This window comes from Wolbachia endosymbiont (group A) of Dendrolimus pini, assembly GCF_964026835.1.
Lineage (GTDB): Bacteria > Pseudomonadota > Alphaproteobacteria > Rickettsiales > Anaplasmataceae > Wolbachia > Wolbachia pipientis.
This window is the reverse complement of sequence record NZ_OZ034702.1, coordinates 312247-328883: the sequence shown is the minus strand read 5'-3', so window position 1 is coordinate 328883 and position 16637 is coordinate 312247. Positions and strand designations below refer to the sequence as shown.

Sequence of the window (16637 nt, the reverse complement as noted above, 5' to 3'; positions counted from 1 at the left end):
TCCCAGACTGGGATGACAAAAAAAGGAGCACTGGAATTTTTGTTTCAGCATTAGCCATGCATCTGAACAGATACCAGAAAATATTCCACTGACATGCTGAACAACAAATACATCACTATGTCGTTTATCGCAAAAACTTATATTTTTCGTAACCATTCACACTTAATTCTGCAATTCTTTGATCTCACTCATAGAAAGACCAGTAGTTTGAGCTATAATATTAAAAGAAACACCTGCTTTAAGTAGATTCTTTGCGACTTCAATTTCCCTCTCTTTTCTACCTTCCTCTTTAGCAAGATCAAGTCTATATTCAAGAATGGCTTCTTCTTTGCGCAGATCCATTATTCTTTCTTCATAAGCTACTAGATCTTTTTCATTCCAGTGAAACTTATCTAATTCATCATATGCTAGCTTTATTATTGGTGATTTTTCCGCAATTTTTCTGAGATCTTCGTCCGTTGTTTCATCTGCATATTTGAAAAAAAATAGCCAACGGTCTACTACACTTTCTAGTTGTTCTTCTCTACTCTTAGGAAATTTTGGCAGCTCTATGAAGATAAATTGAAAATCTTTTAAGTCATGCTCATTGGTTTTTTCATCTCTTATGGTATGGCTAGATATATAGTCAAGCTTATCAGGGAATAAGGTACAATTTGAAATCGCGATAAAGAAAATCTTCTTTAAATCAACGTATTTACCAGATTTATCAGCTTGTCTTGAGTAAGCCTTAGCAGCATAAAGTTGTGCGCGTTTTTCAAAGCCTTTATCACGAGTGAGCTGCATCTCAATTATATACCTGTTTCCACTAGAATCCCTGCAAAGAACATCAACAATGCTTTGTTTATCAGAAGCAATTTCAGGGTCCATAATGGTGCTTAAGAATTCTACTTCTTGTATAGTGTTGACTTCAGTACATCCTAAAATATCGTTTAAAAAATGGATAAGAATATTCTTATTTTTTTCAGTGCCAAAGATTTTCTTAAATGTTAAATCTAACTTTGGATCGAGAAATTTAGAAAGAGCCATAGTAAAAATACTGAGAAAAGATTAATAATTATACACTATTATTAACAACTATTCAACCATATTTTTAAGTATAGCTATACCGCCGCGGCGCTAACACGTAGCGGGATGACGAGCTTATCGTCACGCCGCCACGAACCGTCATACCGCCGCGGTATCTCTTAACATAGATCCCTTACTTAACCGTCATACCTTAACATAGATCCCGCTAACATGTAGCGGGATGACGATTGTCGTTTAGCCATAAATACTTAAGAAATTTACCAAACGAAAAAAAAGGCAAAAGAAGCCCTAGTCATTGTCTATTTTCAGTATTGGCGTTTTTTAAGTCTTAAACACTGCAATTTAGCTGCTTTTAAATGCAACTCACCTTAGTTTAAATGTTTAAGAAATTTACTAAGCAGAAAAAAAGGCAAAAGAAACCCCGTGTTAGCTAGTTGTCACTCTCTAATCCTGCAAATTGGCGTACTATACTGTCTTAAACGACTTATAAGCGCGTTTCAGCTTATATAGGTAAAAACCTAGAAATGTTGTGAAGACATAAGGTGCACATAGTGCAAAAAATTAAAAATAAGACGCCAACTACGTTGTTTTCTTGCTGTTTAATCTGCACAGATGAAGATAACTGAATACCTTCAATACCATGATAAGAGGACTGGCGGAGTTTGTCAAGCAAGTTTTTCGTTTCTGCGGGCTACTACCCTTTCTTGGTGGACTATAACAGCTGCAGAACCTAAATTGCTTCATACTACACCTTTCCCCTTTCCCCTGAAACTAGAATCTATATACTTAACTTTAGAAACTTTAAAATACGATGCGATCTAATATTAGGCAGTTATTTTACTATATAAAGCCTAATCTATCCTATTTTGTCATAGCTTTTATTGCAGTTTTATTTTCAGCCTTAACGATCCTCCTCTTTGGCAGAGGCTTAAGCAATATAATTGATTCTGGCACAGAGCACGATTTTACTACCAAACTATTAGTTGCAATACTTATAGTTTTAGCCATTTCTCTCACTGCATTTACTCGGTTATATTTCATTGGCATTGGCAGCGAGAAAGTTATCGCAAGAATCAGATATGACTTATATAGCAGTATCACTAACTTGCAACCAAGTTTCTTTGAGAACACAGGCGTACAAGATGTTATCTCAGCGTTAATTACTGATACCTCTGTGCTGCAATCAATAATAAACAGCAGCTTACTAACCATATTACGAAATTTTGTGATTCTGATTGGTAGTGTTGCTATGTTATTGTATACAAATATACAACTAACTGCGTATGCAGCCGCAATAATACCTATACTACTCATTATCATGACCTCACTTGGAAAAAAAGTGCGTAGCCATGCACGCTTTGCCCAGGATAAATTAAGTGAGCTTGCGTCATTTAGTGAGGAAAATTTTAGATCTATAGTGACTATCAAATCGTTTGTACTCGAGGAAAACGAAAAAATCCGTTTTAAGGAACATTTAAACTCAGTATCAAAATCATACGTAAAATTAGTACTCTTGCGTGCTATTTTAGTAACTCTAGTTATCACGTGTGTGATAGGTTCACTAGTTGTTTTGCTCTTTTTTGGTATTAAAGAAGTCTTAAGCAATAATATAACTATTGGAGAACTCTCCTCATTTGTGTTTTATTCAGCGCTTGCGGCAGGAGCTATAAATAATTTGAGCGATAATATCAGTGATTTACAACGAGGTCTTGGAATAGTAGAGCGTTTATTTGAATTTAAAAATATGAAAAGCTCTATAGCAGATCCCGATGATCCTATAAAAATTTGTAGTGTTCAAAAGGGAATTTCGTTTAATGGCGTAACATTTTTTTATGAATCTCAGTCTGATAAGCCAGCGTTAAATAACGTATCATTTTCTATAGAGGCAGGTCAAGCAGTATCAATTGTTGGACCATCTGGCAGTGGTAAAAGCACCATTTTAAAGCTTCTGCTCCGTTTTCATGATCCAAACAAAGGTAGCATTACTATCGATGGGCACAATATTAAGTCAATTGCGCTAAATGACCTCAGATCGTTGTTTGGCTTAGTGCCACAAGATCACATGATATTCTCTTGCTCAATAATGGAAAATATACTATATGGCAAACCAGGTGCCGAATATGAGGAAGTGAAGCAAGCAGCCATCAGCGCTTATGCGATGGAATTTATTGATAAGCTGCCTGATAAATTTGATACATTTGTAGGAAAAAGAGGATTAAAACTTTCTGAAGGACAAAAACAACGTATTGTAATAGCAAGGGCCATACTCAACAATCCTCAGGTTTTAATACTGGATGAAGCAACCTCTGCCCTTGATTACAAAAGTGAGAACCTCGTGCAAAAAGCATTGAGCAAGTTAATGCAAAACAGAACAACAATCGTAATTACACACAGGCTATCAACCGCACTCAAGACTGACAAGATTATAGTAATTAATCATGGAAAAGTAGAAGAAGTAGGCACTCATGACTCTCTAATAAGTAAAGACGGGCTATATGCAAAACTGGCGAAGATACAGTGGAATTGAAAGAAAATTTAAATCATACCGTTAGTTGATATGCTAGATTTATAATTAAAATTATTAAATTTTTAATTTTATTATTTTATAATGGTTCCATAGTTATCCGGAAATTTCGTGATCTGTAGTTTCTTTCATTCACGTTATATTCATAGCTTGTTCTATCTTAATGTAATTCCAATTTTGACTGTATAGGAGGTCTCTATGTTAAAACATAACTATAGTGATAAAATCAATAATCGCTATTCATATACTAACAAATTTTCTTATAGTGATGAGGGTGTAGACGAGACGATCAAGGATAAAATCACAACTGAAGATCAGGTAGTAACTGATGATGTTGAAGAGCCTGATGCTGGTAATGATGGTTACAGCGAAGGTATGGCTTTCTCTTACCATGGTTACGGCAACGACTTAATATAAACTCTGATCCAGGAAGATAAAATAGTTAAGATAAACCTTCAACTAGTCCCACTTATTCACTATACTGCTATAGATTTTATAGCAATATAGTGAATGAACATTTTTAAGCAGATTTCTTCTCTAATCTTTAGTAAATTGAATGAGTTGAAACAAAGGGGTGTTATAAGCACAAGTGCAGCAAACTTTATCATAGAGCCTCCAAGCAATAGAGTCCATGGAGACATTTACACAAATGTTGCTATGGTGCTTGCAAAGCATGAAAAGAAGAATCCCATTGAAATTGCAGAGGTTTTAGCCAAAGAATTTGAACTTTTTGATGAAGTTGCAAAAGTGGAAATAGCAGGCTCTGGTTTCATCAACATGCACTTAAAAATAGAAGTGTGGCATGGAATTTTAAAACAAATAAATGAGCTAAAAACAGAGTTTGGCACCCTAGATATAGGGAACAATCAGGCCATTAATGTTGAATTTGTATCTGCAAATCCAACTGGTCCACTGCATATTGGTCATGCAAGAGGGGCAGTATTTGGTGACGTTCTGGCAAATTTATTGAAAAAAGTTGGTTATAAAGTTACTAAGGAATACTATATTAATGATGCTGGAGCGCAGATAGATACACTAATAAAGTCAGTATATCTGCGGTACAAAGAAGCTCTGGGAGAAAAAATCAGCATCGAAAAAGGTTTATACCCAGGTGAATATTTAAAACCAATAGGGACTGGGCTGGCCAAAAAATATGGCGCAGAGCTTCTAGAAAAGCAAGATAATCAAGTGATTAGAGACTATACTTTAAGTTCTATCTTAGAAATCATAAAGGAAGACATGAACTTACTTGGAGTAAGTCATGATGTTTTTACTTCAGAGTATGAGCTACAAAAAAGTGGCAAAATTGAAGAGAGTATAAAGATATTGTCTGACAAGGGTCTAGTGTATGAAGGGTACTTGGAGAAACCAAAAGGCAAAGAAAGTGAAAATTGGACTTCCAGAAAAGAAATGTTATTTCGCTCTACAAAATTTGGCGATGATGTTGACCGCGCACTGAAAAAAGAGGACGGCAGTTGGACTTATTTTGCCTCGGATATTGCTTACCATTTTGATAAGATATCGCGTGGTTTTAACAATATGATCGTAGAGCTTGGTAGTGACCACGGCGGTTATGTCAAAAGACTCAAAGCAGTCGTCTCTGCGCTCAGTGATGATCAAGCAAAAATAGAGGTAAAACTGCATAATATTGTGAATTTTTTCGAGAACGGCAAACCTGTTAAGATGTCCAAAAGATCAGGAAACTTCCTAACAGCAAGAGATGTAGTGGAAGAAGTTGGCAGGGACATAACTCGTTTTATAATGCTAACACGCAAGAATGATATGGTCTTGGACTTTGATTTTGCTAAAGTTAAAGAACAGTCAAAAGACAACCCTATTTTTTACGTGCAATATGCGCATGCTCGTGCTCATTCGTTAATGCGTAATGCTCCAAAAGAGCTCCCAACAGCAGATCCTTCACTTTTAAGGACAGGTGGAGAGCTCTTCCTCATAAAAACCTTAGCAAAGTGGCCAGATGTGGTAGAAATTGCAGCAAGGCTTTGTGAGCCACACAGAATTACTTTCTACTTACTTGAAGTTGCAGAAGCGTTTCACGTTTTATGGGGGTATGGCAAGAGTGATTTAAACATGCGTTTCATACTGGAAGACAACTTAAACCTCACCGCTGCAAGAATGTTTCTCGTGCAGGCCTTAGCACACGTCATCGCTTCTGGACTTTCTATCTTCAATATAGAGCCTTTGGAAGAGATGAGTTGATTTTTTTATGCAAGATTGTTTTTTCAACGAATAGAGAAGTTGACAAAATTAAGTAAAAATGTTATAGTTTATAGTAGTATTTTCTGGTTAATATATGGCTCACAGTCAAAAAAAGCTCAATGTTAATGTAAGTTTTGACAGTAAATTGGCTCAGTATCTTACAGAAATGGCAGAGACTCAAAATAAAACTATTCCTGAAGTTTTAGTAGATTTAGTGGAAGAAGAGTTCGAAGAAGATGTAGAGCTATCCAAAATAGCTGACGATCGCCTCTCTGAAGGTGAAGAAGAAGTAGAGGATGATGAAAACATCTGGAAATAAAACTTACACTATAAAATTCTTAAAAAATGTTATTGAAAAAGAAATTCCAGCTCTTCCGGCAAAGATTAAATTAATGGTTCAGGAGGCCATAAAGAAACGCCTTACAGTTGATCCTTTTAATCTAGGAAAGCCTTTATGTCATAGCTTTAGAGGGCAATATAGGATAAGGGTTAGCAACTACTGTATAATTTACAGCATAAATCATTCAGAGTGCAGAGTACTTATTACTGCAGTGGGGCATAGAAAAAACATTTACAAACACAGGAGATTACACAATTAAAAATATAAGAAAGATCTCACCGCTGGAACTTGTCCAAGCCTTAGCACACGTCATTGCTTCTGGACTTTCTATCTTTAATATAGAGCCGTTAGAAGAAATGAGTTGATTTTTTTTTGTTACAATATGTAATGATCAAAATATTATTCAAAGTAGGGTAAAGTTATGACGATCAGTTTTAGGGAGTATTCAACTGTATTCACTGAAGTTGCGGAACAGACAGATTTAAATGGAAATAACATAATTGAAAGAATAAAAGGGCATTAGCATAGATCCCGCTAACAAGCAGCGGGATGACGGTTGTCAGGGTGTCAGGCTAGTACCTTCTCTTGTCATCCCAGTGCCCAGACACTGGGATCCAGAAAAGTTTGCTTGTTCACAAGCAAACTAGCATGGAAAGTGGTTACAACATTTTCGATGAGATTATATGGAAAACTGTATTCCAGTGTCAAGCACTGGAATACATCACAGGGGCACTGGAATGACACCCTTTACGGGCTCTTAAATTGTAACTATAAATGTTTAAGAAATTTACCAAATAAAAAAAAGGCAAAAGAAGCCCCGTGGTGGTTGGCTATTTACCATGTACTAAAATACCGGCGTTTTTTTTATTCTAAAACGCTTGATTAAGAGCGATTTAGCTGCTTTTAACTTGCAACTAACCTACACCGCAAGTGTTTAAGAAATTTACTAAGCAGGAAAAAAGGCAAAGAAACCCCGTAGTAGCTAGCATTCAAATTCTCCCTTGTCAATTTGACGTTTTTTGCTGTCTTAAACGCTTTGTAAGCGCGTTTCGGCTTATATAGATAAAAACCTAAAAATTTTTAAAGACATGCGATGCACGTAGTGCGAAAAATTAAACATGAGACGCCAAATACCCTAAGTTTTTTGTCATTAACCTGCACAGATTGCGAAGATAAATAAATAGCTTCAGTTTCATGATAAGGGGGTTGGCGAAGGGTGTCAAGTAATTCCGTTCCTTATGGGTAAAAAAAGAGAAACTCTAAGTTGCAGCCGCACAATGTTTCTCTTTTCTGCTGTTGATGATTATTTCGCCTATTGTAACTGCCGCTAGAATAAAGCAATAATATACCTGTGTTAATAAAGAAATAGGTGATACAGAGGCGATGCTACCTGCTAGCAATAGTTGGGAACCATAAGGTAAGATACCTTTTGTAGCACAAGCAAAAACATCTAATAAGTATGCGCTGCGATGTGGCGCAATACTGTGTTTTTGTGCAAGCCTTTTTGCAATGCCACCACTTAGTAAAATAGCAATGGTATTATTGGCAACTAAGGTAGTAAACATAGACGCAATTCCTGCTATCACAAATTCAGCTTTAGTTTTTGTGATATTGCTTTCATCGATGAGTTTATGCAACGCTTTTTGACCTTGCTTGTACATTATATGGCTCAATCCACCGATAAATAGAGCAAATATCACTATTTCGTTTACTTTTTTGAAACCGTCATACACGTCATGAGGAAATTGAATGATAGCATAGTCAAAAAAAGTTATTCCTAGCACACCAGCAATAATTATGTTTATAGTTATTGTTACTAAAGTGGCGACTTCAAGCAGCCCCATGATTATTAAAGAAATGTAAGGAATAATTTTTATTATAGAATAATAATCTAAATTTGATATAGAAATAATTTTTGTACTATTTGAGGCAACTGCTAGGTAGATGAGTGTTATAATGCTGGCAATAAGTGCAACTTTAGAGTTCATTTTAAGTTTATCTTTTGCTGAAGCTTCCTGTGAAGAAACAGATGCAATGGTGGTATCAGATATCATCGAAAGGTTATCGCCAAACACGGCACCACCTACTACAGTTGCAGTTCCTATTTCGAGACCAAAAGCTCCACTTTTTGCCAGATTAACAGCTATAGGTACCATCAGCGCAACAACTCCCATAGATGTGCCAATTGCAGTTGAAATAAAAGCAGAAGCCAAAAATACTCCAGGCAGCAGTAATCTTGCTGGAAGGAAATTAAGAATTAAATTAGCAACAGTGTCTGCGCTACCAATTGATTGAGTAACTGCAGAAAATGCTCCAGAAAATAAAAAAATTAAACACATAGTAAGGGTGTTTTTGTCACCCATGCCCTTGATAACAGTATCGATGTTATGCTGAGTTTTATTTGTACCACGTGAGACAGCAAAAAATAGTGCTGGTAACAAGCATATTACTGGTGAAACCTGATGAAGTGGATTATCAGTTCCGATAAAAGAAAAATAAGCACCACTTCCAAGATACAAGATTAAAAAAATAATCAAGGGGACAAAAGCTGTCATTTTACTGTACCTAAACTTATAACTATAACTAATTAAGTGGTTTTAAGCAAGTTTGGTTTTCACTAGTTCTACAGGAAGTCAATAGCAGAGTTTTAAACTTCATATTTAATCTACTAAATAAATAGCACATGTAGCTTATTGCTTGACAATAGGATCTAATTGTTGTCTAGATTCCAGCATCACGCGCACAACTGTACGAACATTTGTTTGCGAAGAAATGTTATAGCTGGTTTTGCCTCAAACACAAAGATGTCATCCGAGTAGCTGACTACTTGGATCCAGAAAATTTTGCTGCGAGTAAGCAAATTTGTTTGGTGAGCATAGAAAGTGGAATGTGTAAGCGCAGCCTCAACAGGTTGTCATCCAAGTAGCTGACTACTTGGATCCAGCTGAGTTGGTGAGTATAAAAGTATAGCTAACGCGAGCTCTACGTCATACCGCCGCAGAATAATTAACCGTCATACCGCGATTCATTCGCAGTATCCCTTCGCGGTATCCCTTAGCCGCTAACAAGCAGCGGGATACTATCTACACCGTCATACCGCGATTCATTCGCGGTATCTCAGCCGCTAACAAGAGATCCCGCTAACAAGCAGCGGGATGACGAGTTACTATACCGCTGCGAACCGTCATACCGCCGTGGTATCTCTAGATCCCGCTAACACGTAGTGGGATGACGATTGTCAGGGTAGCTGTCATCCCAGTAGCCTCTTTCTCTTGTCATCCTAGTGCCCTGACTACTTGGATCCAGAAAAAAGAATGGTGTCATGAAAGTAGCTGACACTGGTCTCCATCCAAAAGGGTGTCATCCGAGTAGCTTGACTACTTGGATCCAAGAAACTTAATTGCAAGTAATGCATTGGGTTTGGTGAGTATGGGTTTTGCGTTATAGAATGAAGCACTTTTTGTGAATTTGTAAAGAAAACTGGATCCAAGTAGTCAAGCTACTCGGATGACATCATCCTTTTTTTTGGATTCCAGACTGGAATGACAGCAGTCCTACGTCATACCGCGATTCATTCGCGGTATCTCTAGATCCCGCTAACAAGCAGCGGGATGACGGTTGTCGTTTAGCTATAAATATTTAAGAAATTTACTAAACAGAAAAAAAGGCAAAAGAAGCCCCGTAGTTGGCTAATTACTTACATTATACTTTCAAGTATGGCGTTTTTTTATTCTAAACGCTTAATAACCGCGACTCAGCTGCTTTTAAATGCAACTAACCTTAGCTATAAATGTTTAAGAAATTTACTAAACAGAAAAAAAGGCAAAAGAAACCCTAGGGTAGCTAGTTATTCACTATCCATTTTTTAAGTTGGCGTTTTTTTATGTTTTAAACGCTTTATAAGCGCGTTTCAGCTTATGTAGGTAGAAGTTTGATAAAGACATAAGGTGCACATAGTGCAAAAAATTAAACATGAGACGCCAGATACGTGAGTTTTTTTGTCATTTAATCTGTACAGAGAAGATAAATAAATAGCTTCAGTGTTTATGATAAGGGGGCTGGCGGAGTTTGTCAAGCAAGTTTTTTATTTCTAGCGGTTGTTGCCAAAAACTATACAAGAAGTCTATTGAAATTACGTATATCAATCGTTGTAAAATCACACAATTGCTCTGTAGAGCTATGCCCTGTAATAATTACTATACCATTTTGCTCAGAGCGTATTGAGATTAGGTTCAGCACTAATTCACACGTTGCACTATCAAGATTACAAAATGGTTCATCTATCAGCCAAACGTTTGCATTAGAAATCAAGAGGCGAGCAAGCGCAACTCTCCTTTTCCAGCCTGCAGAAAGTTCGCCATATCTAATATTAAGTACAGGTTGCAACTGCAAGCAACAAATAGCTGCCACAATCAATTCTCTAGTATTTCGTATTCCTGCCCAGAATTCTACGTTTTGAGCAACAGTTAAGCTATCTTTACAGGCATTCTTATGGCCTATATAGACCATAGAAGGTATATAGGATTTTGGATCATCATATATATCTTTTCCGCAGTGCCTTATATTGCCTGATACCGGTGGTAAAAGTCCAGATAAACTTCTAATTAAGCTGGTTTTACCACTACCATTTGGACCAGTGATTAGAATCTTTGATTTTAGCTCAGTTTTAAAACTGAGATTCTTAAATAGTACCTTATTATTACGAGCGCAGGATAAATTTTCACATTCAAGCATGGATTATCTGCCCTTCCCCTTATGTTTACCTTGAGTTGAAGCCTGAGCTTTAACAAACAGCTCCCAAAATCCTTTCTGTCCGCCTTCTCTATGTATCAATTGTGCAAAACGCTGCATTAAACCATTACCCATCATAACCATCTTTGTCCATTTACCTACCGGTTTTGCTATGTCAACTATTTCTGGATCTTCTTTATAAACTTGCACATCTTTTTGTTTCTCGCGTAGCGTTTCTTGTTGTTTCATCAACTCTTTTTGCTTATTTTTTTGATATAATTCATTGAATTTTCTGTCTTCTTCCCACTCTTCTTTAAAAACTTTTCTAGGAAATATGATTTTTCTAATGCGATTTTTGTATATTTTTCTCAAAAAGAGAAATACTGCAGCTACAGCAAGTAATGTTACGCTATATAATATGATCTGTGTAAGTGGCATTTCCTGTATCTAATTCATTAAAAATACCCTTACTATTATACCATAATTATAGAAATTGTGCAATTTTTTTGCGGGTAAAGACAATATAAAAGCAGTACTGCTCTATTTCGAAAATTGCGCAAATATCTGACGAACGGGCTTGTATGTAATAAGGTTTATTTCTATACTTCTTAAAGAATTTAGAAGTAAAACAAATATGAACTGCTATAAAACTCATACGTGCAATGAACTGAGGAAGAACGACGTAGAAAAGGAAGTTACCCTTTCTGGATGGTTATATCGTAAGCGCGACCATGGTAACCTAATTTTTGTTGATTTAAGAGACTTCTACGGAATCACTCAGCTAGTATTTAATAATGACAAAGACTTTTTTGATGAGATATCAAATTTAAAATTAGAGAGTGTAATTACTGTTACAGGAATAGTTGAAGCTAGAACTGAAGATACGGTAAACAGCTCTATTTCTACCGGAGAAATCGAGGTGATAGTCAACAATTTGCGCGTTGAGTCGGAAGTTGAGTTCCACTTTGATGAAGAAATAGCAAAAGAAGAAAGAAGTATATTGGCAAGCATTACCGGCGAGCAAGAATACCCAGAAAACATGAGATTTAAATATCGATTTCTTGACTTAAGACGTGAAAAAGTCCGCAACAATATTATTTTGCGCTCACAAATTATTGCAGAGCTCCGCAAGCTCATGATAGAGCGAGGATTTTTAGAGATTCAAACTCCAATACTCACTGCTTCCTCTCCTGAAGGAGCACGCGACTACCTAGTGCCAAGCAGGCTAAATCCTGGCAAGTTCTATGCATTGCCACAAGCTCCGCAGATTTTCAAACAGTTGCTCATGGTTTCAGGGTTTGATAAATATTTCCAAATTGCACCGTGTTTTCGTGATGAAGACGCAAGGGCTGACCGTTCTCCGGGAGAGTTTTATCAGCTAGATCTTGAAATGTCTTTTGTAACTCAAGAAGACATCTTTCAGATTATTGAGTCTACCTTATATAGAGTGTTTGCTAAATTTTCTCGTAAGTCTGTTGATAAAGATTTTCCACGTATTACATATAAAGAAGCAATGCTTAAATATGGTTCTGATAAGCCAGATCTGCGCAATCCACTATTAATCAGCGATGTTACAGAAATTTTTCGTGATTCAGGGTTCAATATTTTCAAAAGCAATATTGAGCGTGGTATGGTAGTGAGAGCCATCCCTGCACCTAAAACAGCAGAGGAACCACGCAGCTTCTTTGATAAAAAGATAGAACATGCGCAAAAAGAATTCGGTGCTAAGGGTCTCGGATATATAACGTTTGATAAAGATGGAACTGCGAAAGGCCCAATTGCTAAATTTCTTGATGAAAATAGGCTAAACCACATAAGAGAAGCAACAAACATAGAGCCAGGAGATAGTGTATTTTTTGCTTCTGACAAAGAGAATGAGGCGGCAAACATTGCAGGAAAAGTACGCACTCTTTTAGGGTCAGAACTCAGTCTTATAGATGATAATATCTTCAAGTTTTGTTGGATCATTGATTTTCCATATTTTGTATATGACGATAAAAGTAAAAAAATCGATTTCTTTCATAACCCATTCTCCATGCCACACGGTGGTCTGAAAGATTTAGAGGACAAAAATCCACTGGATATCCTTGCTTACCAATATGATCTTGTTTGCAATGGAATAGAACTGTCAAGTGGGGCGATTCGTAATAACAAACTGGATATCATGTATAAAGCTTTTGCCATTGCAGGTTATAGCCGGGGAGAAGTTGATACAAGATTCGGTGCACTTGTACGTGCATTCAGATTTGGTGTTCCTCCTCATGGTGGAATAGCACCAGGAGTTGATAGAATAGTTATGCTGCTTGCTGATGAGCCAAATATTCGTGAAGTAATCTGTTTTCCTATGAACCAGCAAGGTGAAGATGTTCTAATGGGTGCTCCTTCCAAGGTGGAGGATAAGCATTTACGTGAATTATCCTTGAAGGTTATTGAATGAAAAATTTTATAGCAAGGAGCACCGGTTAATGATATATTAGGTTATGTTAAATTGAAAGACCATGAATAATATCCAAAAAGCAATACTATCGGGCATGATCTGTAACATGATTGTGTGGTATGAACTCACTCTTTTTGGAGTATTAACAGATACAATCATCAACGTTTTTTTCCCATCAGAAGATCATTATTTGAGTACACTCAAATTCCTTGGTGTTTTTGCAATTGGTTTTGCGTTTAGACCAATTGGTGCAGTAATTTTTGGTTATATGGGAGATAAGTATGGCAGAAGAAAGACTTTACTTACTTCAGTAATATTAATTTCAATATCATCCACAATTATGGGAATTATACCTGGGTATAAAGAAATAGGGTTGCTTTCACCTGTATTGCTTGTGTTTTGTAGAATAGTGCAAGGAATAACTGCAGGAGGTGAAACAAGCATTAATACAGCATTTACGATAGAGCATTCAAAAGATAAAAAAAATCTAGGTTTCTTAGGAAGTATGAAGCCCTTTAGCGGAGCCCTTGGAACGCTCTTATGCATAACAATGATATTTATCTGCAAAAGAGTTACAGGTGAGAACTATGAAATATGGGGATGGAAGTTGCTTTTTTATTTTTGCTTTTTTTTGGGGACAATAGGTTTTTTAACTAGGTACATATTAAAAGAAAGCTTAGCATATAAAACTAATAAGTACGCTAATAATTTAGCACATTCACCATTGTTAGAACTAGTAAGAAACTATAAAAGACCGCTTATTATTTCAATCAATCTGGGAATTGCTCAGAATGCAATTGTCTACGCAGCAATAATGTTTTATAATATATCAATAAAAGAGCTAGTTATTTTATCTATTAGTGTTAAAGATTTAATGAGGATAGTAATACAGGTTGTATTTGCAGCATCTGCGGTACTTTTTGCAATTTTATCTGATAAAGTTGGAAGAAAACGCGTAATGATTCCTGTACTGATTATGCTATCTCTGATTGGTACATGTGTATTACCATTATTATCTTCCGTTAACCACTATGTCGTAATAATAACTTACTTATTGATTACTATACCAGTAGGTGCATCTTTTGGAATATATGGTTCTGTTATTTGTGAACTGTTTCCAACAAAAGTAAGATGCACTGGCGTAAGCTTAGCAAATAATATATCTGCAGGAATTTTTGGTGGCCTTTCTCCATACATATGCATGTGGCTTATAGAAAAAACCGAAACAAAACTTGCAGCAGGCATTTATCTTACTGCCTGCGCATTAATTAGCCTAATATCTGTGCTTCAAATTAAAGCCAAAGACAGAAAAGTTGATTGGTGAAATCGTTTCAGTCGAAAAATAGCGCTTCAATGGATTTTTCGATGTGTTTAGTGATAGGAGCGGTGATAGTGATTTCTTTATTGTTTGGCAGTTTTAAAGATAAAGAATGCGAATGAAGGTGAATTTTATTTGCTATCCCATCAATAAAAGCTTTTTTACCACCATATTTACCGTCACCAAGAATAGGGCAATTTATATGAGCTAAATGTGCACGTAACTGATGGGTTCTGCCGGTAATTGGTTGTAATTTTAAATAAGCAACATTGTGTTTGGATTTTGCTATAATTGAAAAATGCGTAGTGGCATTCTGAGGTGAATTTTCATCAACGACCACTTTTTCTTGACCTGAAACATATTTTTTCACCAATGGATAGTCTATTGTTCCACTATCCTTGCTCGGTATGCCAGAAGTTAATGCTAAATAAGTTTTTTTTACTCTTCGTCCTTTAAATTCTTCCATAAGGTATCTGGCAACATTAGCGTTGCGTGCGAATATTATCACTCCACTCGTATCTCTATCTAGCCTATGGACAATTTTAAATGTTTCTCCCTCTCTTATTTGGTCAAGCAAATCACTCATGCTAATCTTTACTTTTACGCCACCTTGAACGATGACCCCTGCGGGTTTGTTTATAGCTAGTATATATTCGTCTTCATATAATATGTTCTCTCTTAGTAGATTCACTAACTTTTCATTATATTTGCGATCAGAATTAGCGTTTTCAATATAATGCAAGTGCTTCAGCGTTATAGTTTGCCCAGAATTTACTCTATCACTGGACTTTGCTTTGCAATCATCAACTTTGATTAATCCTTTCCTTAAAGATTTTTCAATTACAGATTGCTTTAGATCAGGAAAGATTCTTCTGATGTACCTATCCAGCCTAACGTTATCGTCTTCTATTAATATGGTTTTTATACTTTGTAGCATTCCATTATTTATAATGAATATCTAGGTCTTGTCGACATAAAAAAATAGTGATATAGAGTACTCTTTATTAATAGGTAAAGAGAATGCTATATGATTTAAAAGATGAGCAATGGGAGAGAATAAAAAACAGTCTGCCAGGTAAGGAAGGAGATAGAGGAAGAAGCGCAAAAGATAACAGGAGATTCGTAGCTGCAATAATGTGGATAGGTAGAACAGGAGCAACATGGAGAGCATTGCCGGCTGAGTATGGAAAATGGTCAAGTGTACATAAACGTTTTATAAGGTGGGCAAAATCTGGTGTTTGGCAGATGATTTTCAACACATTAGCTGTTAATGGAGACACAGAGTGGCTCATGATAGACTCAACAATAATCAGGGCACATCAACATGCTGCTGGTGCAAGAAAAAAATGTGGAAACTGGTAGACAAGAACAAGAGCTGGGACGGTGCAAAGGAGGATTTTCAAGCAAATTACACGCTGCTTGTGATGCTTTGGGCAACCCACTGAGATTCTTTGTTACTGCAGGGCAAAGATCGGATTACGTAAAAGCTTTAGACCTGATAGAAGGCAAGAACATGGAGGCACTTATTGCCGATAAAGGGTATGACGCAAATTATATGATTGAGGCTGCAGAAGCTGTAAATGCTGAGCCAGTAATCCCACCGCGTTCCAACAGAAAAACACCAAGAGAATATGACAAAGAATTGTATAAAGAGAGAAACTTAATCGAAAGGATGTTCAACAAAATCAAGCACTTCCGCAGAGTTGCTACACGCTACGACAAATTGGCCATAGCTTTTCTGTCTTTTGTTCACATTGCTGGCATTTATCTTTGGTTAAAATAAATGTCGACACTGCCTAGTGAAATGTCAATTATTGGTGTCATTCCAGTGTCAAGCACTGGAATGACACCGAAGGGGCTACTGCCGTCATAAAGGAACCAGTGTCAGCTACTCGGATGACAGGAGAAGGAAACTACTGAGATGACAGCTAGCCTGACAACCGTCATCCCGCTGCTTGTTAGCGGGATCTAGAGATACCGCGAATGAATCGCGGTATGACGGTTCGCGGCGGCATGACGTAGAGCTTGCGTTAGCTATACTTTT

The 16637-nt window shown here is 36.6% G+C and carries 13 protein-coding genes and 1 pseudogene; 8 read left to right on the top strand and 6 right to left on the bottom strand.

The features are described 5' to 3' along the window. Positions 1-162 precede the first annotated feature (162 nt). Positions 163-1026, bottom strand: coding sequence for an Rpn family recombination-promoting nuclease/putative transposase (locus AAGD66_RS01490; protein ID WP_182320143.1), 864 nt, complete (start codon positions 1024-1026; stop codon positions 163-165). An 811-nt stretch (positions 1027-1837) separates the two neighbouring features. Between AAGD66_RS01490 and AAGD66_RS01485 the strand changes: the two genes are divergently transcribed. The 5 genes from AAGD66_RS01485 (at position 1838) to AAGD66_RS01465 (ending at position 6366) form a co-directional block, all read left to right on the top strand. Beyond that, positions 1838-3553, top strand: a complete 1716-nt coding sequence (locus AAGD66_RS01485) for an ABC transporter ATP-binding protein (protein ID WP_264724193.1) — start codon at positions 1838-1840, stop codon at positions 3551-3553. 195 nt (positions 3554-3748) lie between these two features. Further along, positions 3749-3967 (top strand): hypothetical protein, encoded by a 219-nt coding sequence (locus tag AAGD66_RS01480; RefSeq protein WP_010962563.1) that lies wholly within the window; start codon positions 3749-3751, stop codon positions 3965-3967. A 93-nt stretch (positions 3968-4060) separates the two neighbouring features. Next, positions 4061-5767, top strand: coding sequence for an arginine--tRNA ligase (argS, locus tag AAGD66_RS01475; protein ID WP_264724192.1), 1707 nt, complete (start codon positions 4061-4063; stop codon positions 5765-5767). A gap of 94 nt (positions 5768-5861) precedes the next feature. Next, complete coding sequence (locus tag AAGD66_RS01470; RefSeq protein ID WP_010962565.1) at positions 5862-6086, top strand: hypothetical protein; 225 nt, start codon at positions 5862-5864, stop codon at positions 6084-6086. Continuing rightward, positions 6067-6366, top strand: a complete 300-nt coding sequence (locus AAGD66_RS01465) for a type II toxin-antitoxin system RelE family toxin (protein ID WP_264724191.1) — start codon at positions 6067-6069, stop codon at positions 6364-6366. Before AAGD66_RS01470 ends, AAGD66_RS01465 begins: the two co-directional genes overlap by 20 nt. Positions 6367-7366: 1000 nt before the next feature. On the opposite strand, the gene AAGD66_RS01460 is transcribed toward AAGD66_RS01465, so the two are convergent. The 4 genes from AAGD66_RS01460 to AAGD66_RS01445 form a co-directional block, all read right to left on the bottom strand. Then, entirely contained in the window at positions 7367-8662 is a 1296-nt protein-coding gene (locus AAGD66_RS01460; protein WP_174515651.1) for a Na+/H+ antiporter NhaC family protein, read from the bottom strand. 658 nt (positions 8663-9320) lie between these two features. Then, the gene (locus AAGD66_RS01455) at positions 9321-9446 is read right to left on the bottom strand and encodes a hypothetical protein (RefSeq protein WP_264705915.1); all 126 of its coding nucleotides are present in this window, start codon (positions 9444-9446) and stop codon (positions 9321-9323) included. Positions 9447-10217: 771 nt separating this feature from the next. After that, a complete protein-coding gene (gene ccmA / locus AAGD66_RS01450; protein ID WP_341814495.1) occupies positions 10218-10841 on the bottom strand; it encodes a heme ABC exporter ATP-binding protein CcmA in 624 nt (207 codons plus the stop codon). Positions 10842-10844: 3 nt separating this feature from the next. Continuing rightward, positions 10845-11276, bottom strand: a complete 432-nt coding sequence (locus AAGD66_RS01445; RefSeq protein ID WP_174515653.1) for a hypothetical protein — start codon at positions 11274-11276, stop codon at positions 10845-10847. Between the two features lie 196 nt (positions 11277-11472). Between AAGD66_RS01445 and aspS the strand changes: the two genes are divergently transcribed. Beyond that, on the top strand, positions 11473-13275 hold the full coding sequence (aspS, locus tag AAGD66_RS01440; protein ID WP_007548818.1) for an aspartate--tRNA ligase: 1803 nt from the start codon (positions 11473-11475) through the stop codon (positions 13273-13275). Between the two features lie 61 nt (positions 13276-13336). After that, complete coding sequence (locus tag AAGD66_RS01435; protein WP_006280528.1) at positions 13337-14599, top strand: MFS transporter; 1263 nt, start codon at positions 13337-13339, stop codon at positions 14597-14599. Between the two features lie 7 nt (positions 14600-14606). Here the strand turns inward: AAGD66_RS01435 and AAGD66_RS01430 are convergent, their stop codons facing one another. Beyond that, a complete protein-coding gene (locus AAGD66_RS01430; RefSeq protein ID WP_155968382.1) occupies positions 14607-15530 on the bottom strand; it encodes an RluA family pseudouridine synthase in 924 nt (307 codons plus the stop codon). Between the two features lie 83 nt (positions 15531-15613). Between AAGD66_RS01430 and AAGD66_RS01425 the strand changes: the two are divergent. Further along, positions 15614-16376: pseudogene (locus tag AAGD66_RS01425) on the top strand (IS5 family transposase). Positions 16377-16637: the final 261 nt, after the last annotated feature.